Raw genomic sequence first — 19984 nt, 5'->3', positions numbered from 1 at the left:
AGGCATCGGCGATTTCCCGCTTCACTTCCTTTGATTTGACGACCTATCCCGTCGCCTTACAGCGATTCACCAGTGCCCCGAAGCAGAACAACATCATCGCGACGCATAACGGCCAGATATATCTCCGAGGCGGCGGTACGTCATCGTATGGCACTCGATCGGTATCCTGAGCTCGACGCTGACGAGGGCGAGGTTGTCGACGCCGAAGTCGCGGTGACAGACGACGTACTCGTCAAGGCGTTCGCCCTCGGCCCGGGCGCGACGCTCGACCCGCACGAACACGCCGATTCGACGAACGTCTTCCACGTCGTCGAGGGAACCGTCACCGTCCTGCAAGACGGCGAGGAAGAGCAGGTGAGCGCGCCGGGCGTGGTCCTCCACGAGCGGGGCGTCGGTCACGGCGCTCGCAACGACGGCGATGAGACGGCGGTCCTGACCGCGAGCCTCTGTCCGATGCCGGGGTAGTTACGCCGGCCCGTCCGCGACGGTCCGCTGTCGCTCGACGTACTTCGCGAGCAGGTCCGCCTCGAAGTGGACCGGATCGCCCACCGACTTCTCCGAGAGGGTGGTCACCTCGCGCGTCGTCGGCACCACGGCGACGGCGAACGTCTCACGGCCGACGTCCGCGACGGTGAGACTGATGCCGTCTATCGCCACCGCGCCCTTCTCGACGAGATACTGCTCGTACCCGTCCGGAAGCCGGAACTCGTAGCGCCAGCCGTCGCCGTCCGGTTCGATAGCCGCGACCCGTGTAACGGTGTCGACCGTCCCCCTGACCACGTGACCGTCGAGGGCGTCGTCGAGAGCGACCGGCCGCTCGACGTTGACCTCGTCGCCCGCGGAGCGGTCGGCGAGGTACGTTCGAGTCACGGTCTCCCGCGAGCAAAACGCCTCGAACCACCCGTCTCCGACCCGTTCGGCGGTCAGACAGACGCCATCGATGCCGACGCTGTCTTCCGCGTCGAGGTCGGCTGTGTCCGTCGCTACACGTAGCCGACAACCCCCGTCGGTACGGTCGATCGATCGCAGTACGCCTGTCGTCTCCACCACTCCGGTGTACATCGTCGTCCGGACCCTCCCACGCCGACGAGAAGAATCTTTCCAATCCTGTTTTGCGTCACGTATATGTTATTACTTTTCCGGACGCTTCGCCAGCCCCGCGAGGTGATCCGCCTCCTCCGAGATGATCGTTTCGGCACCGAGACGGGCGGCGTTCTCGCTCCCCGGGAGACAGAAGACCGGAACGCCGTTGACGATACCCGCGGTCGCCCGCGTGCCGACGACTCTCGTCCCGATCTCGTCGTAGGACAACAGTCGAAACAGCTCGCCGAACCCGGGGAGTTCCTTGTCGAACAGCCGTTTTGCCGCTTCTATCGTGACGTCGTCGGGCGTGACTCCGGTACCTCCGCTCGTGACGATCACGTCGACATCACCCCGACCGACGAGATTGTCGAGCGTTCCTTCGATTCTGTCGTACTCGTCAGGGATCAGTTCCCGCGTCACCACCTCGTCGTCGTCCGCCTCCATCGCCGCAGTGATGGTGTCGCCTGCCGGATCGTCAGAGAGCGTCCGGGACGACGACACCGTAACGACCGCAACGCCGAGCGTGTCGAGGTCGTGGGCGTGATGGTCGTGGCTGTGGTCGTGGCCGGCGTGATGGCCGCTATTGTCTCCGTGTCCGTCGCCGCCGTGGTCGGCCTGCTCGTCGTCGCGGCTTTCGGATCCCCCATCGTCCAACTGACCCGCTGAGTGATTCTGGCTCTCTGACGCTTCCGAGGACTCGTCGACAGCTTCGTCTACCCCGGTTTCGGCTTCATCGTCCGGTTCGGCTGTGGTTTCGACTTCGTCATCGCCTTCAGTTGTCTCGCTCTCGGCTTCCTCCGTTTCGGACTCGGAGTCCGTCTCCGCTTCGTCGGGTTCGTCGTCCTCCACCCCCCGTCGCGTATCGCGTGACTGGAAATCGACCATACCCGTCACTTCCAGCGGACGCCACTAAAGTGTCTCCCGAGTCACGGCGGCCCGAATTCGACCCAGCGGTAGGCGGAGTCGAGCGGCAGCGTTTTGCCTCCGGCGGTCGACGGCGTTCCCATGCAGGCGGTCAAATTCACCGGCCACGGCGACACCGACGTCATCGAGTACGGCGAGTTCCCGGACCCGGACCCGGCTTACGACGAGGTCCTGGTCGACGTGAAAGCCGGCGCGTTGAACCATCTCGACGTTTGGACGCGCCGCGGCCTCCCCCATATCGACCTCGAAATGCCCCACGTTCCGGGGAGCGACGCCGCCGGCGTCGTCGACGCTGTCGGCGACGGCGTCTCGCGGTTCGAACCCGGCGACCGCGTCGCTCTGCTCGCCGGCACGTGGTGCGGCGAGTGCGAGTACTGCCGCGACGGCGACGTCGCGATGTGCGTGAACTTCGGCGTGATCGGCGAACACAAACCCGGCGTTCACAGCGAGTTTGCGGCTATCCCCGAGCGAAATCTCGTTCCCGTCCCCGAGGGAGTCGACTGGGAGACGGCCGCGGCCGCGCCGCTCGTGTTCCAGACCGCCTGGCGGATGCTCATCTCCCGCGGCGACGTGTCGCCGGGCGAGGACGTTCTCGTCCTCGGTGCCAGCGGCGGCGTCGGCCACGCTGCCGTTCAGATCGCCGATCACGCCGGCGCGACGGTGTACGCGACCGGCAGCAGCGACGAGAAACTCGAATACGCCCGCGAGTGCGGCGCGGACCACGTCGTCAACTACGAAACGGCGGACTTCGCGAGCGAGATCCGCGACCTCACGGGCAAGCGCGGGGTCGACGTCGTCGTCGACCACGTCGGCGCGGCCACGTGGACGGACTCGCTCGCCAGTCTCGCCAAGGGCGGTCGCCTGCTCACGTGCGGCGCGACGACAGGTCCCGCGCCGGAGACGAACATCAATCGCATCTTCTGGAACCAGTTGCAGGTCATCGGGTCGACGATGGCGACGCCGGGCGAGGCGGACGACGTCCTCGAACTCGTCTGGGACGGAACGTTCGAACCGCGCATCCGCGATGTCTTGCCGATGAGCCGGACGGTTCGCGCCCACGAGATGCTGGAGAACCGTGAGGGCTTTGGCAAAGTGGTCGTAAAACCAGACAGTGAGCTCTGACGACGCGGGCGGCTACGTCCACGACCCCGACGACGACGCTGCAGCGGTCGGAACGAACTCCGCGACGGTCGAACCCGGTCCGGAACAGGGCCGCGAGTTCGACTGGCGTGGCTGGACGCTGGTCGGCGTCATCATCGTCTCGTTTCTGGTCGTGCCGGCGATCATCCTGGTTCGGCCCCCCGCCTTACCGTGGGAGGTCGCGCTACTCGTACTCCCGCTCCTGCCCGCGTTTTTACTCGGCGGGACTGCGGTCTGGTCGGCGGTACGCAGCGGAAAAGAAAGCGGCGGGTCGTAGCGGCCGTTAGCCGTGCAGCGAAACGGCGCTTGACGTCTCGTTGGCGGTAATCTCGTCGTCGGTTTCGTTGTCGTCGGTCTCGTTGTCGTCGATCACTCCTCCGAACGTCTCGACACTCACCATCGCGTCGTCGACGATGGGAGCGCCCGTTTCGTTGATGTACGGACCGTCTTCACTGCCGTTCGTGGCGACGAAGTCGTACGTCTCGTTCTCGTTCGTGTCGAGGTGCGGCATCGCGATCAGCGTCTCGTTCTCGCCGAGCGTCGTGTTCTCGAACGTCGCGCCGGAGACGTTGAACAGTCTGACCGGGATGTCGCTGTGTTCGCCGGGTTCGAGATACTCGGAGACGCCGATGACGCTGCCGATGGCGTCCCCCTCTAGTAGGCTCTCGTTGTGGATCGCGACGAAGCCACCCTCGGAGAGATTCACAGACTCTATGCCGACTATCTCGCCAGACGTGGTCTGGTTGTCGAACTGAACAGTCGCGTTGGCTTCCAGTTCAACCGCGGCGTCACCGGTGACGTTGTCCTCAGTGGCGTTGTCCTCCGTGACATCGTCCGTCACATTGTCTTCAGTGACGTTGTCCTCAGTCACGTTGTCTTCCGTCGCGTTCTCCATCGTCTCGTTGCTGATCGTCTCGTTCGTACCGCCGGTGACGAACTCACCGGTCTCTTCGAGATAGGGTCCGTCTTCGGTACCGTTCGAGGTGACGAAGTCGTAGACCAGGTTGTCGTTCGTATCCTGGTGTGCCATCGCGATGAGCGTCTGGCTCTCCGTCAGCTCCGTATCTTCGAACTCCGCACCGGGCACGTCGAACAGTTCGACCGTCACGTTCTCGTGTTCGCCGGCGGGGAGGAACTCGGAGACGCCGATGACGCTGCCGATGACGTTCCCTTCTAACAGGGTTGCGTCGTGGATGGCGACGAACGTCCCGTTCGTGCTGTTGACCGAATCGATCACCACGCTCGTCCCCTCAGAACTCTGGTTCTCGAACGTGACGTTGGCGTTCGGTTCGAACTCGGTCATGTTCGTGACATTGTCCTCGGTGACGTTGTCCGTCACGTTGTCCTGTGTCACGTTGGTGACGTTGTCGTCAGTGACATTGTCTTCCGTCACGTTGTCTTCCGTCGCATTGTCCTCCGTCACATTGTCCGCTCCGGGTACTTCGATGGTGATGTAGGCGTCGTCAGTAGCTATCTGCTGTTCTTCGCCGTCCTCGGTAACGTTGTCTTCGGTGACGTTATCCTCGGAGACGTTATCCTCGGTAACGTTGTCTTCAGTGACGTTGTCTTCAGTGGCGTTGTCCTCCGCTACGTCGTCCTCGATCGTCACCAATCCGTCGTCCGTGACGGGCGTACCGTTCTCGTAGGTGTACGGTCCGTCTTCGCTGCCGTTCGTGGCGACGAAATCGTACTCGAGGTTGTCGTTCGTGTCCTGATGCGGCATCGCGACGAGTCGCTGATCCTCGCTAAGCGTCTCGTTCAGCGTGACCGTCACGTTCTCGTGTGCACCCGCGGTCAGGTACTCCGAGGAACCGATGACGGCCCCGATCTCGTAGTCGTCCTCTTCGCCGACGGGTTGGACACTGACGTCACGGTCGTCTGAGTCGTCAGTCTCGTCCGCCGGGGTCGTCTCGTCGGATTCGGTCACCTCGTGGATGGCGATGAAACCCCCGTCTGAGAGGTTCGTCGAGTTGACATTGACTGCGGTCCCGTTCGACATCTGATCGTCGAAGGTGACGTTCGCAGTCGGTGCTTCTTCACTGTCATTGTCCGTGACGTTCTCGGTGACGTTGTCTTCGGTGACGTTGTCAGTCACGTTGTCTTCAGTCACGTTGTCCGTCAGGTTTGCGGTGATGTTATCCGTCAGATTCGCGGAAATGTTCTCTGACAAGTTCGCAGGGATATTGTCCGTCAAGTTCATCGGTCCGTCTCCAAGGTCGATGATGACGACGAAGTTTTCGACACTGAGGTTCTCCACGGTGAGATTCTGGACCGTAACGTTCTCGACGGTGAGGTTTTCGACGGTCAGGTTCTCGATAGTGACGTTCTCGACCGTCCGGTTCTCTTCAGTGATGGCTTCAGTTACGTTGTCCTCGGTGACATTGTCCGTCACGTTGTCTTCGGTGACGTTCTCGGTGACGTTGTCCTCCGTCACGTTCTCGGTGACGTTGTCCTCCGTCACGTTGTCTTCACCGGGCACCTCGATCAGAACGAACCCGTCGTCAGTGACGGGTACACCGGTTTCGTTGACGTACGGGCCGTCTTCACTGCCGTTCGAGGCGACGAAGTCGTAGTTCCGGTTGTCGTCCGTGTCCTGATGCGGCATCGCGATGAGCGTCTGGCTCTCCGTCAGCTCCGTATCTTCGAACTCCGCACCGGGCACGTCGAACAGTTCGACCGTCACGTTCTCGTGTTCGCCGGCGGGGAGGAACTCGGAGACGCCGATGACGCTGCCGATGACGTTCCCTTCCAGCAGGGTAGCGTCGTGGATGGCGACGAACGTCCCGTTCGTGCTGTTGACCGAATCGATCACCACGCTCGTCCCCTCAGAACTCTGGTTCTCGAACGTGACGTTGGCAGTCGATTCGAACTCGGTTACGGCTTCCGTGTCGTTCCCTTCCCCGGTCTCTTCATCCTCGATAGCTCCGTCTTCCTCCGTTTCGACCGTTACGCCTGCCGTCGAGGTGACTACCTCGCCGTTGGTAGTGTACGCGTCGTCCGTCGACGCGTCGACTCCATCGAACACGCGGTTAACGTTCGTGTCCCGGTGAAGCACCGCGACCACGGTCGTGTCCGATTCTATCGACTGGTTTAGCTGGATCTGGAAGTCGTTGTGCTCGCCGGCGGGCCGGAACTCGGAGACACCGATGACCTCACCGTCCACTGACCCCTCGTGGAGGACGACGAAGCCCCCCTCCGGGACGTATGCGGACTCGATCTGGATCGAATCTCCCGCCGTTGTCTGATCTTGTATCGATACGTTCGGCGACTCGTCTTGGGCTGTCGGTGCGGCGGCAGCGGTTGCTACCCCCGTCGATAGGACCATCAAGACGGCTACAAAAACGGCACTGAATTTGGTTGTTTTTCGTCTCATGCGCGCTTGAAACGGTCCACGACGACGAAAATAAACGCCGTCGAACGTTTAGATCGACCGCGGAGATAAACTGCGACGTAACACTGACAGTAGTTCGATCCGTCCGGTGTCGTCGGCGTGGTCGACCGCTGAACGGTGCAGTTCGGACCATCGGTAACAGCGTATACGGCCGTCAGAACCCGGTAATTCGGTGTTACTCGGCCGATGAGACGTACCGAACCGTGGAAAAACGAACGATTAGCGTTCCTACCTGTCGTGAGGAGGTCCTGTCGCCTAAAAGAGGGTCACAGGCGAGGCGTGTACGCTGTAACCCGAGAAAATCGGATGTTCGTCACCCCAGAACCGTGGCCGGCGGCGCTTCGTACGCGGCGTCCAGTTGGTCGATAACGGATGCCGTCGGCTCGAGGTCCCGTTCGGGCGCATCTTTGACGTACGTTTCGAGCGCCCGCTTGATCCGCCAGGCTTCGAAGCACGTCAGTGCCAGGTCGTTCGCTTCGACCTGTTCGAGGACGGCGTGAGCCCACCACGGCGGCGATTCCTCTGCTTCTGCCGCCGCTTCGAGTTCGCGGAGCATCACGTCGTGAAGGACCCACCGCTCCGCCCGCGTCAGATCGAGCGGTTCTGCGCCAGTGTCCGGCGTGGTCGTACTCATTGGTTATCAGGGATGGTTCCCTACGTTCTCCTACGGGCCGGCGGACTATTAAACCTGTCATTGAGGTCTTACTATTCCAAAGTAATTTGAGTTTTTTCAGACTGGACAGGCGTTTTAGTTCGTTTGATTAATACGAATGTATGGTTACAAGGTAATACCGAAACCAGTCGATCAGTTCCCTTCAGTCACTCTACGTCCCTGCGCATCGCGATCTGGAACCAGGGGCAGAGACGGAGCTGTCGATACCACTGGGGGTTCCGGTGAAGGCGCTCGTAGGGGACCCACATGAGGCCGGCGACCTCCTCTTCGTTGGGGTCGAGAGTCGTGTCGCTGAGTGTTACCTGAAGGACCGCACAGACCTCGTGTTCGACGCCGGCGTTCTCGTAGTATCGCTTGTACTCGAACTTATCGGTCAGACGTAATTCGTCGTACTGGTCCGGCGTGATCCCGAGTTCCTCTTCGAGGCGCTGGCGCGTCGCCTCTTTCTGCGTCTGGCCCTCGACCGGATGCGAAGCGACGGTACCGTCCCAGTGGGTGTCCCATAGACGCTTGTCCGGACTCCGCTGTGCCAGCAGGATCCGTCCCTCCTCGTCGAAGACGAGAGCGGTGAACGCGCGGTGGCGGATACCGTCTCCCGTGTGGGCCGCTAATCTGTTAACCAGTCCTTGCTCGTTGTCGTCCGCGTCGACGCCGATGACATCCTGTCCGGCGTTCTCGTGGACTGCCTCGTCCGCAGTCCCCTCGTTGGCACTCATGGCAGACAGATTGTCTGGGTGGGTCAAACAGTCTTCGGATCAGTCCGGGTTAGGGTCGTACGTTTCGCCCACTCTGGTTTTGAGACGGCGGCGTTCCGTGACGAGATGGAGGTCGGCCGCCGAGATCATTTCCCCGTCGAGGCTGTAATTTATCGACTCGTCGGCGTCGGTCGTGATCGTCAGTTCGGGCGTATGGCGCTGAACGATGTCGACGGCGTCGCCGCCGAACAGCCGCCGTCCGACAGCGTCCCCGACCAGGTCTATCGCCGGTTCGTCCTCGATGACGGTCACTTCGAACAGGCCGTCCTCGACGTTCGCCTGCGTTCGGCCGTCTCGCATCGGGCGACGACAGTTCCCCACGAAGACGATCAGCGCCTCGCCGCTCCAGGGTTCGGCGATCTCGTCGCTCGTCTGGACCTGCAGCGGGACGGCGTCGAACTCCGGCAGCGTTCGTAGCGTGCTGACGACGTACGCGACGACGCCGATCCGCTCTTTCAGTTCCGAACTGGTGTTGACGCTGGCGTCGGCCGTGAGGCCGCCGACACAGGAGTTGATGAACGGCTCGTCGTTCGCTCGTCCGAGGTCGATCACGCGCTCCTCACCACGTTCTATCACGTCGAACGCGTCGGCGATGCTCGTCACGCCGACGTTCCCCGCGAAGTTGTTGCCGGTGCCCGCGGGAACGGCGCAGAACGTCACGTCCTCGAAAGCGTCGGCCCGGTCGATGCCGCGGACCACCTCGTTCAGCGTCCCGTCCCCGCCGGCCGCAGCGATGACATCGGCTCCCGCCTCGGCCGCCTCGGCCGCCAGATCGGCGGCGTCTCCTTCACCCTCCGTCTCCCGCACGTCGAACCCGTGGTCGGCGGCCCGGCCGTGGATTTCCGGGCCGTGGTCGGCGCTACCGCTCTGTGGATTCATCACGAGCACGCGTCGTTCGTCGGCCGCTTCTGTGTCACTCACTCCGATCCCCTCGACCGGACGTACGTGGTCGACGTGCAAATGGACCGGGGGCTGCCGGAGAGCGGACCAACCGACAGTTAAGGCTACCGCGGTCGTACGGCTAGCGTGTTCGCTATCGACCTTCACTCCCATACGCGGTTTTTCCACGGTCGACCGCGCCTCGGCGAGTTCTACGATCCGATCGGGTTTCGGATGTTGGTCTGGGCGGCCAAGCGCCGCGGCCTCCACGGCCTCGCCACGACCAATCACGACTACTATCGACAGTTCGAGACGCCGGACGACTTCGTGGTCATCCCCGGAATCGAGGTCACGACGACTCGGGGACACGTTCTCGTTATCGGTCCCGACCCGCCGAAAGAGACGCGTCCGGAGACGCTCACTCCCCGTGAAACCGTCGATTTAGCCCACGAACGCGACTGTGCGGCGATCATCGCGCACCCCTACCGGAACAGCACGGTTCGGGACGTCGACGCGCCGTTCGACGCCATCGAAATCAACGGCAAGCACCCGAGAACGCGACCGTGGGTCGAGCATCTCGCCAGAGGGCACGACCTCCCGATGACCGGCGGCAGCGACGCGCACTACCCGTTCGAGGTCGGCCGGGCCTTCACGACCGTCGACACCACGGAACTCACCCCGGAAAGCGTCGTGGCGGCCATCCGGGACGGGAGAATCGAGGCGCAGGTCGGCCACGGGTTCCCGAACGGACTCCTCAGGCCGGCCTACCGGAAGATCCACGAGTGGAAAGGCTACCTCGACAAGCCCGAGTGGCTGACCCCCGGCGTCGGCGCGCCGCCCGGCGAACAGGAAAACCAGCCGTGACGACGTGCGAGGGCGCGAGCTATCGGTAGCCGTTCACGACCAGAACGAGTCCGAAGACGACGCCGAGTACGACGAGTACGGCACCGCTCAGGACCGTTGAGATGTCGAAACCAGCAGGATTGCCGAAATCCGGCATAGATATATCCCCCGGCAAAGCGCAATAAAGGCCCCCACCAAACACGGGAAACGTCCCGATCAAGGTTCGAGAGGCGACACCCATACTGAATCTTCGTGAACAGCCCCGGCCAGGACTTCTACCGGCCTCACCCCCGTTTCTCATTCAGTATCAGCCGCGTCTTCGTGTTGACGACTTCCTCCAGTTCGCGGGCCTGCGTGATCAGTTCGTTCACGCCCTGCGTGTCGGAGGCGTCGACGATGAGAACGACGTCTTCCTCGCCGCTGACCTGCCAGACGAAATCGACTTCCTCCCACTCGGCGATCCGTTCCGAAACGGCCGTCGTGTCCACGTCCACGGCGACGCTGACCTCGATCATCGCCTTCACGTTGCCCGTCCGGGTGGCGACCGTAAACCGCTCGATGACTCCCTCTTCGGTCATCCGTTCGACGCGGTTGCGGACCGTCCCTTCCGACGTTCCGACCTCGTTCGCGATCTCGGTGTACGGCGTTCGCGCGTCGCGTCGAAGCACGTTCAGTATCTTCTGGTCCAGGCTGTCCATTGAGATGTGTACGTACCGTGTCCCCTCACTTGACGATTACGAAATTCGTAACATAGCTTCGAAAGCAAGGTTTATGACGCCCGGACCTGTACGCACTTCGTAACGATGAACGCCTACGTAGCGCTCGAAGGTGGTCGCGTGGTCGAGGCACGCGGCCGTTCCCCGGGGACTACCCGCGGCGAACTGGTTTTCACGACAGCGTACACGGGATACGAGGAGAGCCTCACCGACCCGTCCTACGAGGAGCAGGTGCTCACCTTCTCCTACCCCCTGATCGGCAACTACGGTGTGCGAGAGGACCGCTTCGAATCCGACCGTGTCCACCCGCGTGCTGTCGTCGCCCGCGAACTCACCGATGACGTCGCGGAGTGGCTGACCGAGGAGGACGTTCCCTCCGTCGACCACATCGATACGCGAGACCTGGTGACCGACATCCGCGAGGGCGGTGCGATGAAATGCGGTATCGCCGTCGGCGAGGACGTCACCGAAGCGGACGCGCTCGCCGAACTAGAATCCTGTCGCGGGATGAGCGAACACAAAGACATCGGCGCGCAGGTCAGCGTCGCGAACGCGACCGTTCACGAGGGCGACGCCGACGGCGAGTACGCCGGAACGGACGTCGCACTGGTCGACTGCGGCGCGAAGGGTTCTATCGTCGACTCGCTGGTTGCTCGCGGTGCCACCGTTCACGTACTCCCCTACGACGCGACCGAGGCGGACGTCGAGGCTGTCGACCCCGACCTCCTGTTCATTTCGAACGGCCCCGGTGATCCTGCGAACTTCGAAGCCGCCGAGGAACTCGTCGACGCGTTCGTCGGCGAGGTGCCCCTCGCCGGCATCTGCCTCGGTCAGCAGGTCGTCGCCCGCGCGCTCGGCGGCACCACCGAGAAGATGGACTTCGGACACCGCGGCGTCAACCAGCCGGTTCGCGACCTGGAGACCAACCGCGTGGTAATGACCACGCAGAACCACGGCTACACGGTGGGCGACCCCGGCGATGTCCTCGAAGTGACGCAGAGAAACGTCAACGACGACACGCCGGAGGGCTTAGACAGCGACGAACTGGACGTAATCACGCGCCAGTACCACCCCGAGGCGAACCCGGGACCCAACGACTCCCTCGACTTCTTCGACGACGTGCTGGCGATGACCAATCACCACATCGAGGCCGCGCCCGCCGACGACTGACGTAGTCTGCGCTCACAGCGGTTTCCCGTCGCTGCTCCGGCGATTCGAACACGCTCCGGCGGTGAAGGTGCTTGCGGATTTTCTTGCGGTTCCATCCTTACATATGGCCGTTCCCAGACGGTCGTTCTGCCTGAAACGGACGGAACAGAGTGCAACGATGTGGTCGGATTAACCCGGCCCGTACGCACTGATCGCGTATGGCGAAACAGTGCGCGAACTGCGGGGTTGTCGTCGACAACAGACAGCTTTCGGGCAGCGTCCACGAGATGCCGCCGCTTCGCTGTCCCGAGTGCGAGGAGTACGTTATCTGGGGGCCGGTCGAACAGTCAGAAGCATACTGAGGCGGTCGCACGTACCGGTTTCTCGGTCGGCAGCGCTTTCGGTACAGTCGGAATTCGGAATCGGAGTGGAATCGCGAGACGTTACAGGTCTCCGGCGACGATGTCGGCGACGCGCTGGGGGTCGAACAGTTCCGCGTCGACGTCGTACACCTGCCGCGCGGCGCGCTCGGTGACGACGAGATTCGTGATCGGTCCCTGGTACAGCGGACCGCCGCGGTACACGTCGTTGTTTTGTATGGCGGTCAACTCGCTGGCGACGTTGTGGTCCTCCATGTACGCGACGATGGTGTTCTGGAACTCCTCCTGTGTTTGGCCCTCGTGACCGCGGAACAGGAGCACGTCGGGGTCGATTTCGAGCAGCGTCTCGTAGTCGACTTGGCCGCGAGTCGAGTGGAAGTCCTGTACGTCAGTCTCGGCCAGGGCATCGCGAACGCCCAGATCCCGCCACTGCTTGAAGCTGGTCCCCTCGCTGATCAGATACGGGGAGAAGGCATCGGGCTCGTTGCCGCCGGCCCACATGGTCGCGACCGCGGGACGCTCGCTTTCGGGCGGGACGATCTCTTCGACGCTCGACTGGAACTCGTCGTGGAGGTCGACGAACGCCTCGTACCGGTCGACTCGCTGGAACACTTCCGCGAGCTTCCCGAACGCCTCGTACAGCGAGAGATACCGGTAGTCCTCGTGCCACTCGTACCCCGTCGAGAAGATGCTGTTGCCGAAGAAGGGGGCGACGGTCTCCTCGATATCGTCGATGTCGCTCTGTTCCCACGATTTGAACCGATTCATGAGGAAGTTCGGGTCGATGACGTGGACGTCGCCGTCGAGTTCGATGAACTTCTCCGGGTCGACGCCGTCGTCGGACAGCCGCGTTATCTCCTCGATGTCGACGCTGACGTCCGGGATATCATCGTAGTACTGAGTGTGATACCGCGACGGGAGCCAGACGCCCTCGGGTGGTTCGACGCCGAGCGCGATGCCCATGTCCGCCCAGCTCCCGTTGTTTGCGACCCAGGTCTCCGGGACCTCGTTGAACTCGACGGTGCCGACGGGTTCCATCGTCACCGAGTAGCTGTTGTCGCCGTCGTCGCTGGAGTCGTCGTCCGTGCCGCCGTACGTCATACAACCGGCCACCGAACCGATCCCGGCGGCGGCGACAGTCGCTCGGAGTGCGTTCCGTCTCGTCAAACTGCGTTGGTCGGTCATCAATTTTTAGGCTGGCCTAAATGTTCTTAAGCGTTCTGAAATCCCCCGGTGGTCACGTCCGGTCGTCGGGGAGCGCTCGCCGGGGCAACACCTGCAGTTCCGGCTCGTATTCGACTGTGGCCTCGACGCCGAACACGTCGGCCAGTAGCTGCTCGGTTACCACCTCTTCGGGTGGCCCCCAGTCGTACAGTTCCCCGTCGTCCATCGCCACGAGGTAGTCGGCGAAGCGGGCGGCCTGCGAGATGTCGTGGAGGACGACCGCGACGGTGACGCCCTCGCGCTCGTTTAGCTGGCGGATGGTCTCTAACACACGGAACTGGTGATACAGGTCGAGAAACGTGGTCGGCTCGTCGAGCAACAGCACGTCAGTCTCCTGTGCTAGCACCATGGCGATCCAGGCGAGTTGCTTCTGCCCGCCGCTGAGCTGTCCGAGTTCGGCGTCCCGAAGGTGGTCGATACCTGCAAGGTCGAGCGCGCGCTCGACCGCTTCCCGGTCTTCCACCGTGGTGCCGTCGAAGAACCCCCGGTAGGGGTAACGGCCGTGATAGGTCAGGTCCTCGACGCTAATGCTCTCTAAGGAATCGTTCTCCTGCGAGAGAACGCCCAGCTTACGCGCGAGTTCCTTCTTTCCGAACGAGTCGAGGTCGTCCCCGAGGACCTGCACGTCCCCCTCGTCCGGCGAGAGGCGGTCGGAGAGCGCCTTCAGTAGCGTACTCTTCCCGCTCCCGTTCGGTCCCACGAGCGCCGTGACAGCCCCCTCAGGAATGTCGAGGCGAGCGCAGTCGACGACGGTGCCGTCGGTGGAGGGGTAGCTGAGCGCGAGGTCGTCCCCGACGAGCGCGCTCTTTACGACCGCGCCGTCGCCGTCGGTGACGCGTGTCTCCTCCTCAGTCCGTTCCGGTTCCGCGTTCGCGTTCTTTCGTGCCATCAGAGCTCACCCATTGACTGCTGTTTCCGCATCAGATAGAGGAAGTACGGGCCGCCGACCAGCCCCGTGACGACGCCGACGGGCATCTGGACGGTGTCCAGCGCGAGGCGCGCGCCAACGTCAGCGGACACCATCAGCGCGGGGCCGGCGAACAGGCAGCCGACCATCAGCCGCCGGTAGTCGCTCCCGACGACGTTCCGGACGATGTGGGGGACGACGAGGCCGAAAAAGCCCACGATCCCCGCCACGGCGATGGCGGCGCTCGCCGCAAGGATGGCGACGCCGGAGAGGAGAAACCGGACGCGTTCGACCCGCATCCCGAGCGAGGCCGCCGTCTGTTCGCCGAGCAACAGGACGTTCAGCTGCCGGGCACCCGCCAGCGCAATGACGATAGCGATCGACGCCGGCAGTATGGCGATCCGGACCTGCTCCCAACCCGTGCCGGTGAGCGACCCGGTGGTCCACGCGATGGCCGTCTGGACGACGCCGATGTCGTCGGCGAAGAAAAACAGCGCGCGCTGGAGCGACTGGAACACCATGTTGACGACCACGCCGGCAAGCACCAGGCGGACCGGACTCGTCCCGCCCTTCCAGGCGATCGCGTAGACGAGCAGGAACGCGGCCGCCCCACCCGCCGCCGCGATGAGCGGGAGGAACGGGGCCAACCCGGTGAACAGGACGAGCGTCACCAGCACGGCGAACCCGGCCCCTGAACTCACTCCGAGGATGAAGGGACTGGCAAGTTCGTTGCGCGTCACCGCCTGAAACACCGCTCCGGAGACCGCCAGCGACGCGCCGGCGATGATCCCGACGAACACTCGCGGGAGACGCAACGTCCAGACGACGACGGTCTCGGGGCTCATCTCCGGAAGGTCGCCCCCGAGCAAGAACCCGTTCCAGAAGCGGAGGTTGAACACGACGCCGGGGTCGAACACCGTCCGCCACGCGTCGCTGACGCCCATCGTGTACGCCCCGAAAGTCACCTGTGCTAGTCCGCTTGCGACCGTGATCGCCGTACACCCGAGACAGAACAGCGCGAGCGTCCGAGTGAACCACCCCCGTCGGTCCTCGATAGACGTGGGGGTCGCGACCGTCTCCGAACTACCCATGTTGTTTTAGGTTACCCTAATCCAACGGTTAGGGGTTACGATCGACGCTGACCCCGGCGGCGGACGAAATCAGACGTGCGAAAACCGCGAGACGCGGCGTTACTCGCCCCAGTCGGCGCGGGTCTTCGGACGGCTGTCGACCGACGCGACGTCGAGCGGGTCGTCGGCCGCGTCCAGCGCCTCCAGCGCCGCTTTGGCGCTCGCCTCCGTCGAGAAGTAGGTGATCTCCTCCTCGACGGCGACTTCGAGCAGGTCGCGGTCGCGCGAGATGATGATGTCTACCTCGCCGTCGCGGACGGCCTGTTGCAGGTCGACGGCCTCGGACAGCGAGAAGTGGTCCGTGTAGCCCTCGACGAGCGCCTCGCCCGCCTCGGTGTCGGGGTCGGGGAACTCGTCGGCCGAGAGGTCGACAACGGCGGTCCCCTCGCGCGGGATCGGCTTCCCCGTCGAGTCCTGGGCCTTGTCGTACGCCTTGCCGAACGTGTCGGCGGTCCCCATGACCTCGCCGGTCGATTTCATCTCCGGGCCGAGGCGCGGGTCGCTTCCCGGCAGGCGGTCGAACGGGAGGACGACCTCCTTGACGCTGGTCCGCTCGGGCACCTGTTCTTGCACGTCCAGTTCGTCGAGCGTCGTTCCGGCCATCACCTTCGCCGCGAGTTTGGCGATGGGAACGCCAGTCGCCTTCGAGACGAACGGAACGGTGCGCGAGGAGCGCGGGTTGGCTTCGAGGACGTACACCTCTCCGTCCTGTACTGCGAGCTGAACGTTCAGCAGTCCGACGGTGTCGAGTGCGGTGGCGATGTCTTCGGTCACTTCGCGCACGCGAGCCATCGTCTCGTCGTCCAACGAGCGCGGCGGGATCATGCAGGCGGAGTCGCCTGAGTGGACGCCCGCGCTCTCGATGTGTTCCATGACGCCGCCGATGACGACGTCCTCGCCGTCCGCAACGGCGTCGACGTCGAGTTCGATGGCGTCGGCCAGGAAGTCGTCCACGAGGATCGGTTTGTCCGGGCTGACCCGGACCGCTTCCTCGATGTACCGTTCGAGTTCCTCGTCGTCGTCGACGACCTCCATCGCGCGGCCGCCGAGCACGTAGGAGGGGCGGACCAGAACGGGGTAGCCTATCTCGTGGGCGAGTTCCAGGGCCTCCGACTCGCTCGTCGCGGTTCCGCCCTCTGGCTGGGCGATACCGAGGTCGTCCATCAGGCGGTTGAACCGGTCGCGGTCCTCCGCGAGGTCCATCGCCTCGACGCTCGTCCCCATGATATCGCAGTCGAGGTCGCGGCGTTCCAGTTCCGCTTCCAGCGGCTCGCCGATGTCGACGGAGGTCTGCCCGCCGAACTGCACCATCACCCCGTCGGCGCTCGTCGTCTCGATGACGTCGGCCACTTCCTCTGCGGTTATGGGCTCGAAAAAGAGGCCGTCGGAGGTGTCGTAGTCGGTCGAGACCGTCTCGGGGTTGTTGTTGACGACGTGGGCGTCGATACCCTGATCGCGCAGCGCGCGAACGGCGTGGACGGAGCAGTAGTCGAACTCGACGCCCTGCCCGATGCGGATGGGACCGCCGCCGACCACGACGACGCTCTCGGCGTCCGTGTCGACCTGCACCTCGTCGTACCCCGTCGACGTTCCGCTCGCGGCGGGTTCGCGGGCGGAGTAGTAGTACGGCGTCGACGCGGCGAACTCGCCGGCGCACGTGTCGACCTGTTTGAACGAGCGGTCGGGCGCGGACGCTTCTACCTCGTCAACCTGTCCGCCGTCGGTCTGCGGTAGCTCGGAGGCCTCGCTCGGGTCGACGCCCGCTGCTACCTGACTGTTCGTGAAGCCGAGTTCCGTGGCCGACGCCAAGTCGCCGTCCTGCGCAGCGACGGCCGCGTCGGAAATGTTCTGATAGCGCTCGACGTACCACTCGTAGATCCCCGTCAGGTCGACGACCTCCTCGACTGTGTAGCCGCGCTCGAACGCTTCGAACATCGCGTACGGGCGGTCGGGCGACGGCCGTTCGAGGTAGTGGGCTTCGAGGGTGTCGTCGTCCACGTCGGCCCAGTCGACGTCCGGTTCGTACTCGGAGGAGCGAAGCGCCTTCAACAGCGACTCCTCGAACGTCCGGCCGATAGCCATCGCTTCCCCTGTCGATTTCATCGCCGTCGTGAGTTCGAAGTCGACGTCGGGGAACTTGTCGATAGGCCAGCGCGGCACCTTCGTCACGACGTAGTCGATCGCCGGTTCGAAGGCGGCGGTCGTTTCGCCGGTGATCTCGTTGTCGATCTCGTGGAGGCGCTTGCCGAGCGCCACCTTCGCCGTGACGCGGGCTATCGGGTAGCCGGTCGCCTTGGAGGCGAGCGCAGAGGAGCGGGAGACGCGGGGGTTGACCTCGACGACGCGGTACTCGCCGCCGGGCGTGCCGTCGTCGCGCCACGCGAACTGGATGTTACAGCCGCCCTGAATGCCGAGGTCGCGGATCACATCGAGCGCGGTGTCGCGCATCACCTGGTGGCCCTCGTCCGGGATGACCTGCGAGGGCGTGACGACCGTGGACTCGCCCGTGTGGATGCCCATGGGGTCGAGGTTCTCCATGTTGCAGATGATGATACAGGAGTCGTCGGCGTCGCGCATCACTTCGTACTCCAGTTCGACCCAGCCGGCGATGGACTCGGTGATGAGGACCTCGTTGTTACGCGAGAGGCGCAGGCCTTTCCGGACGCGTTGGAGCAGTTCGTCCATCTCCTCGACGACGCCGGACCCGGAGCCGCCAAGCGTGTACGTCGTGCGTGCGATGACGGGGAGTCCGCCGACTTCGTCGACGGCGGCGTGGACGCGTTCTTCGAGGTCGTCCTCGGTCAGTTCGGAGACCAACTCGTCCTCGTCGAGCGAGATAGTCGTCGATTTGGCCACCGGCTCGCCCATCTCGCGCATCCGCTGGCGGAACAGGTCGCGGTCCTCCGTCGCGTAGATGGTGTCGAGCGGGGTGCCCATGATGTCGACGTCGTACTCGTCGAGGATGCCCTCCTCGGCGAGTTCGGCCGTGACGTTCAGGCCGGTCTGGCCGCCCAGGCCGGCGATGACGCCGTCGGGTTCCTCCATCCGGATGACCTCGGCGATGGCCTCGGTCGTGATCGGTTCGATGTACACCTCGTCTGCCATCTCCGGGTCGGTCATGATAGTCGCCGGGTTCGAGTTCACGAGGACGACGCGCGCGCCCTCCTCCTGCAGCGCCCGGCACGCCTGCGCCCCGGAGTAGTCGAATTCTGCCGCCTGTCCTATCTGTATCGGCCCACTTCCGATGAGAAGGATCGTTCTGTCTTCTGTCTGGCCGGTCATGCTTACCTGTTCGAAGTTCGTACATCGTAATAAGCCACACGATAGATTACGAGAGGCGAAATAGAATTTCGAATTTCGAACAGACGAGGATCGCGGTCGCCGCTCCACGCGAACGGTCGTCGTCGGAAAACACGGCCGCGCTGTGGATGCGGAAAACAGTGGTTCCGTTATCCCGAGTCGCTCGACGGAGCGGTCTCGACAGACGCGTCGTCGCCGAGCGAGTGGGCCGCGACGCCGCCGGCCGCTCCAGCGCCGCCCGCGAACAGCGCGGTCCAGAGGACGGCGTCCTGGAGAACGGGTCCGGACGACGTAGCGCCGTCGCTGATTCCGACGAGGAACGTTCCGGCGGCGGCAAGCGCCACGTACCCCACGAGAACACTGCCGCCGAGTAGTGCCGCGTCGGACGTTTCCGACACCGCCGTCCCGTCCGCGTCGAGACGCCTGACGAACACGAGACCGCCTGCGGCGAGGACGACGATCGGGATCAGCGTGTACAGCGCGGGCGTCACGAGTTGCGGGACGTGGGGAAACTGCATCCAGAAGTCAGCGCCGAGCACTTCGATGGGTTCCGCGCTATCGCCGGCCGTCCGCTCTATCGGTACGTTGTGACCGCTGTACAGTAGCCAGCCGACGAACTGCCACATGTCCAGCGACATCCACGACGTAATATCCGTCAGCGGCAGAAAGGTCGACACCGAGAGGTCGTGGTCCGAGTGTATCACCAGCGCGTCCACGACGAACGTGACGTAGGTCACCAGAAACGTGACGACGTACAGCGCCGCGCCCGCGGCCGCGCTCCGTTTGAACGGCAGGGCTTTGATCCGGTCGAACAGCGACGGCCCCCGGCTGACGGCACCCGTGGCTGGGGCGGCATCAGCCCCCGTAGGAGTACGTCTGTCCTGACCGTGCCACTGCTGGTCCGTGCCGGCCGCCGCGCCAGCCTGATGGCCGCGTTCAGACTGGCTCCCCTGGGGTGGCGGGGCGTTGTTTCCCTGAGACGACGGGGCGGTATGACCGTCGCGTGCGCCCCCGTGGGACTGTTCGTCCGGTGCGCTTTGCCGGGGGTGACCGCTCTGCGGGTTCCTTCGGGACCCACCGGCACCGCGTCCGTCTCGGCCGTCGCGTCCTCGTCCGGTTTGCGACTGTCCCGTATCCTGTTCCCGACCGGCTGTCGGCTGTCCTGCGTCCTGTCCCCGGTGGTCCCGTTGCCGTTCACCGGGCTGGTTCTCGTCTGAAACAGCACGGTCGTCGGCCGCAACTCCGCTATCCGAACCGTTCGCGTCGGTCTCCGATCTGTCGTCCAGCCCATCGATGTCCGTCCCGACGCCGGTCGCCGACTCCCACCCCCGATACTCGGTGAGGTCGGTCCCACACCCCGGACAGTACGCCACGCCGGCCCGCACTTCGGTTCCGCACTCGGGACAATATTCCATGCGAAGCAATCGGTATAGTTACACAATAAAGGTTATCACGGCGCGTCTCCGGGTCAGGTACCGCCGACAGCGAAC

At 63.9% G+C, this 19984-nt stretch carries 18 protein-coding genes; 6 read left to right on the top strand and 12 right to left on the bottom strand.

Annotated elements, in window-relative coordinates:
- Window positions 1-147: 147 nt before the first annotated feature.
- The gene (locus tag SM753_RS05190) at window positions 148-465 is read left to right on the top strand and encodes a cupin domain-containing protein (protein WP_323190794.1); all 318 of its coding nucleotides are present in this window, start codon (window positions 148-150) and stop codon (window positions 463-465) included.
- Here SM753_RS05190 and SM753_RS05185 read toward each other — a convergent pair whose 3' ends face one another.
- Complete coding sequence (locus SM753_RS05185; protein ID WP_323190793.1) at window positions 466-1062, bottom strand: riboflavin synthase; 597 nt, start codon at window positions 1060-1062, stop codon at window positions 466-468.
- Window positions 1063-1131: 69 nt separating this feature from the next.
- The gene (locus tag SM753_RS05180; RefSeq protein WP_237561337.1) at window positions 1132-1737 is read right to left on the bottom strand and encodes a molybdenum cofactor biosynthesis protein B; all 606 of its coding nucleotides are present in this window, start codon (window positions 1735-1737) and stop codon (window positions 1132-1134) included.
- A 351-nt stretch (window positions 1738-2088) separates the two neighbouring features.
- On the opposite strand from SM753_RS05180, the gene SM753_RS05175 reads away from it, so the two are divergent.
- Window positions 2089-3129, top strand: a complete 1041-nt coding sequence (locus SM753_RS05175; RefSeq protein ID WP_323190792.1) for a zinc-binding dehydrogenase — start codon at window positions 2089-2091, stop codon at window positions 3127-3129.
- Complete coding sequence (locus tag SM753_RS05170) at window positions 3119-3424, top strand: hypothetical protein (protein ID WP_323190791.1); 306 nt, start codon at window positions 3119-3121, stop codon at window positions 3422-3424. The genes SM753_RS05175 and SM753_RS05170 overlap by 11 nt, the downstream gene beginning before the upstream one ends.
- Window positions 3425-3430: 6 nt before the next feature.
- Here the strand turns inward: SM753_RS05170 and SM753_RS05165 are convergent, their stop codons facing one another.
- The 4 genes from SM753_RS05165 to SM753_RS05150 all read right to left on the bottom strand — a co-directional run bounded on the left by SM753_RS05165 (window position 3431) and on the right by SM753_RS05150 (window position 8887).
- The gene (locus tag SM753_RS05165; RefSeq protein ID WP_323190790.1) at window positions 3431-6472 is read right to left on the bottom strand and encodes a hypothetical protein; all 3042 of its coding nucleotides are present in this window, start codon (window positions 6470-6472) and stop codon (window positions 3431-3433) included.
- Window positions 6473-6851: 379 nt separating this feature from the next.
- Entirely contained in the window at window positions 6852-7172 is a 321-nt protein-coding gene (locus SM753_RS05160) for a hypothetical protein (protein WP_138798045.1), read from the bottom strand.
- A 185-nt stretch (window positions 7173-7357) separates the two neighbouring features.
- Window positions 7358-7927 carry an NUDIX domain-containing protein gene (locus tag SM753_RS05155; protein ID WP_323190789.1) on the bottom strand — a complete coding sequence of 190 codons (570 nt, stop codon included), beginning with the start codon at window positions 7925-7927 and terminating at the stop codon, window positions 7358-7360.
- A 39-nt stretch (window positions 7928-7966) separates the two neighbouring features.
- Window positions 7967-8887 carry a diacylglycerol kinase family protein gene (locus SM753_RS05150; protein WP_237561329.1) on the bottom strand — a complete coding sequence of 307 codons (921 nt, stop codon included), beginning with the start codon at window positions 8885-8887 and terminating at the stop codon, window positions 7967-7969.
- A gap of 105 nt (window positions 8888-8992) precedes the next feature.
- Between SM753_RS05150 and SM753_RS05145 the strand changes: the two genes are divergently transcribed.
- Window positions 8993-9709, top strand: coding sequence for a CehA/McbA family metallohydrolase (locus tag SM753_RS05145; protein WP_323190788.1), 717 nt, complete (start codon window positions 8993-8995; stop codon window positions 9707-9709).
- Window positions 9710-9972: 263 nt separating this feature from the next.
- Here SM753_RS05145 and SM753_RS05140 read toward each other — a convergent pair whose 3' ends face one another.
- Window positions 9973-10386 (bottom strand): Lrp/AsnC family transcriptional regulator, encoded by a 414-nt coding sequence (locus SM753_RS05140; RefSeq protein WP_323190787.1) that lies wholly within the window; start codon window positions 10384-10386, stop codon window positions 9973-9975.
- A 105-nt stretch (window positions 10387-10491) separates the two neighbouring features.
- On the opposite strand from SM753_RS05140, the gene carA reads away from it, so the two are divergent.
- Both carA and SM753_RS05130 read left to right on the top strand, forming a co-directional pair.
- Window positions 10492-11574 carry a glutamine-hydrolyzing carbamoyl-phosphate synthase small subunit gene (gene carA, locus SM753_RS05135; protein ID WP_323190786.1) on the top strand — a complete coding sequence of 361 codons (1083 nt, stop codon included), beginning with the start codon at window positions 10492-10494 and terminating at the stop codon, window positions 11572-11574.
- A 197-nt stretch (window positions 11575-11771) separates the two neighbouring features.
- Entirely contained in the window at window positions 11772-11915 is a 144-nt protein-coding gene (locus SM753_RS05130; protein ID WP_161972948.1) for a hypothetical protein, read from the top strand.
- An 81-nt stretch (window positions 11916-11996) separates the two neighbouring features.
- On the opposite strand, the gene SM753_RS05125 is transcribed toward SM753_RS05130, so the two are convergent.
- The 5 genes from SM753_RS05125 to SM753_RS05105 form a co-directional block, all read right to left on the bottom strand.
- The gene (locus SM753_RS05125; RefSeq protein ID WP_323190785.1) at window positions 11997-13118 is read right to left on the bottom strand and encodes an ABC transporter substrate-binding protein; all 1122 of its coding nucleotides are present in this window, start codon (window positions 13116-13118) and stop codon (window positions 11997-11999) included.
- A 52-nt stretch (window positions 13119-13170) separates the two neighbouring features.
- Window positions 13171-14046, bottom strand: a complete 876-nt coding sequence (locus SM753_RS05120; protein ID WP_323190784.1) for an ABC transporter ATP-binding protein — start codon at window positions 14044-14046, stop codon at window positions 13171-13173.
- Window positions 14046-15155, bottom strand: a complete 1110-nt coding sequence (locus SM753_RS05115) for an iron ABC transporter permease (RefSeq protein ID WP_323190783.1) — start codon at window positions 15153-15155, stop codon at window positions 14046-14048. Before SM753_RS05115 ends, SM753_RS05120 begins: the two co-directional genes overlap by 1 nt.
- A gap of 99 nt (window positions 15156-15254) precedes the next feature.
- Window positions 15255-18476 carry a carbamoyl-phosphate synthase large subunit gene (gene carB, locus SM753_RS05110; RefSeq protein WP_323190782.1) on the bottom strand — a complete coding sequence of 1074 codons (3222 nt, stop codon included), beginning with the start codon at window positions 18474-18476 and terminating at the stop codon, window positions 15255-15257.
- 167 nt (window positions 18477-18643) lie between these two features.
- Window positions 18644-19909, bottom strand: coding sequence for a zinc ribbon domain-containing protein (locus SM753_RS05105; protein ID WP_323190781.1), 1266 nt, complete (start codon window positions 19907-19909; stop codon window positions 18644-18646).
- Window positions 19910-19984 lie beyond the last annotated feature (75 nt).

Source organism: Halostella sp. PRR32 (assembly GCF_034808085.1).
GTDB lineage: Archaea > Halobacteriota > Halobacteria > Halobacteriales > Natronoarchaeaceae > Halostella > Halostella pelagica.
The sequence above is the reverse complement of the archived record's forward strand: the minus strand, read 5'-3'. Positions and strand labels throughout refer to the sequence as shown.

Excerpts from the sequence above, each read along its gene's own strand:
- SM753_RS05190 (WP_323190794.1), top strand. The coding sequence starts at position 148 with ATGGCACTCGATCGGTATCCTGAGCTCGACGCTGACGAGGGCGAGGTT.
- SM753_RS05185 (WP_323190793.1), bottom strand. The coding sequence starts at position 1,062 with ATGTACACCGGAGTGGTGGAGACGACAGGCGTACTGCGATCGATCGAC.
- SM753_RS05175 (WP_323190792.1), top strand. The coding sequence starts at position 2,089 with ATGCAGGCGGTCAAATTCACCGGCCACGGCGACACCGACGTCATCGAG.
- SM753_RS05165 (WP_323190790.1), bottom strand. The coding sequence starts at position 6,472 with ATGGTCCTATCGACGGGGGTAGCAACCGCTGCCGCCGCACCGACAGCC.
- SM753_RS05160 (WP_138798045.1), bottom strand. The coding sequence starts at position 7,172 with ATGAGTACGACCACGCCGGACACTGGCGCAGAACCGCTCGATCTGACG.
- SM753_RS05155 (WP_323190789.1), bottom strand. The coding sequence starts at position 7,927 with ATGAGTGCCAACGAGGGGACTGCGGACGAGGCAGTCCACGAGAACGCC.
- SM753_RS05140 (WP_323190787.1), bottom strand. The coding sequence starts at position 10,386 with ATGGACAGCCTGGACCAGAAGATACTGAACGTGCTTCGACGCGACGCG.
- carA (WP_323190786.1), top strand. The coding sequence starts at position 10,492 with ATGAACGCCTACGTAGCGCTCGAAGGTGGTCGCGTGGTCGAGGCACGC.
- SM753_RS05130 (WP_161972948.1), top strand. The coding sequence starts at position 11,772 with ATGGCGAAACAGTGCGCGAACTGCGGGGTTGTCGTCGACAACAGACAG.
- SM753_RS05125 (WP_323190785.1), bottom strand. The coding sequence starts at position 13,118 with ATGACCGACCAACGCAGTTTGACGAGACGGAACGCACTCCGAGCGACT.
- SM753_RS05120 (WP_323190784.1), bottom strand. The coding sequence starts at position 14,046 with ATGGCACGAAAGAACGCGAACGCGGAACCGGAACGGACTGAGGAGGAG.
- SM753_RS05115 (WP_323190783.1), bottom strand. The coding sequence starts at position 15,155 with ATGGGTAGTTCGGAGACGGTCGCGACCCCCACGTCTATCGAGGACCGA.
- carB (WP_323190782.1), bottom strand. The coding sequence starts at position 18,476 with ATGACCGGCCAGACAGAAGACAGAACGATCCTTCTCATCGGAAGTGGG.
- SM753_RS05105 (WP_323190781.1), bottom strand. The coding sequence starts at position 19,909 with ATGGAATATTGTCCCGAGTGCGGAACCGAAGTGCGGGCCGGCGTGGCG.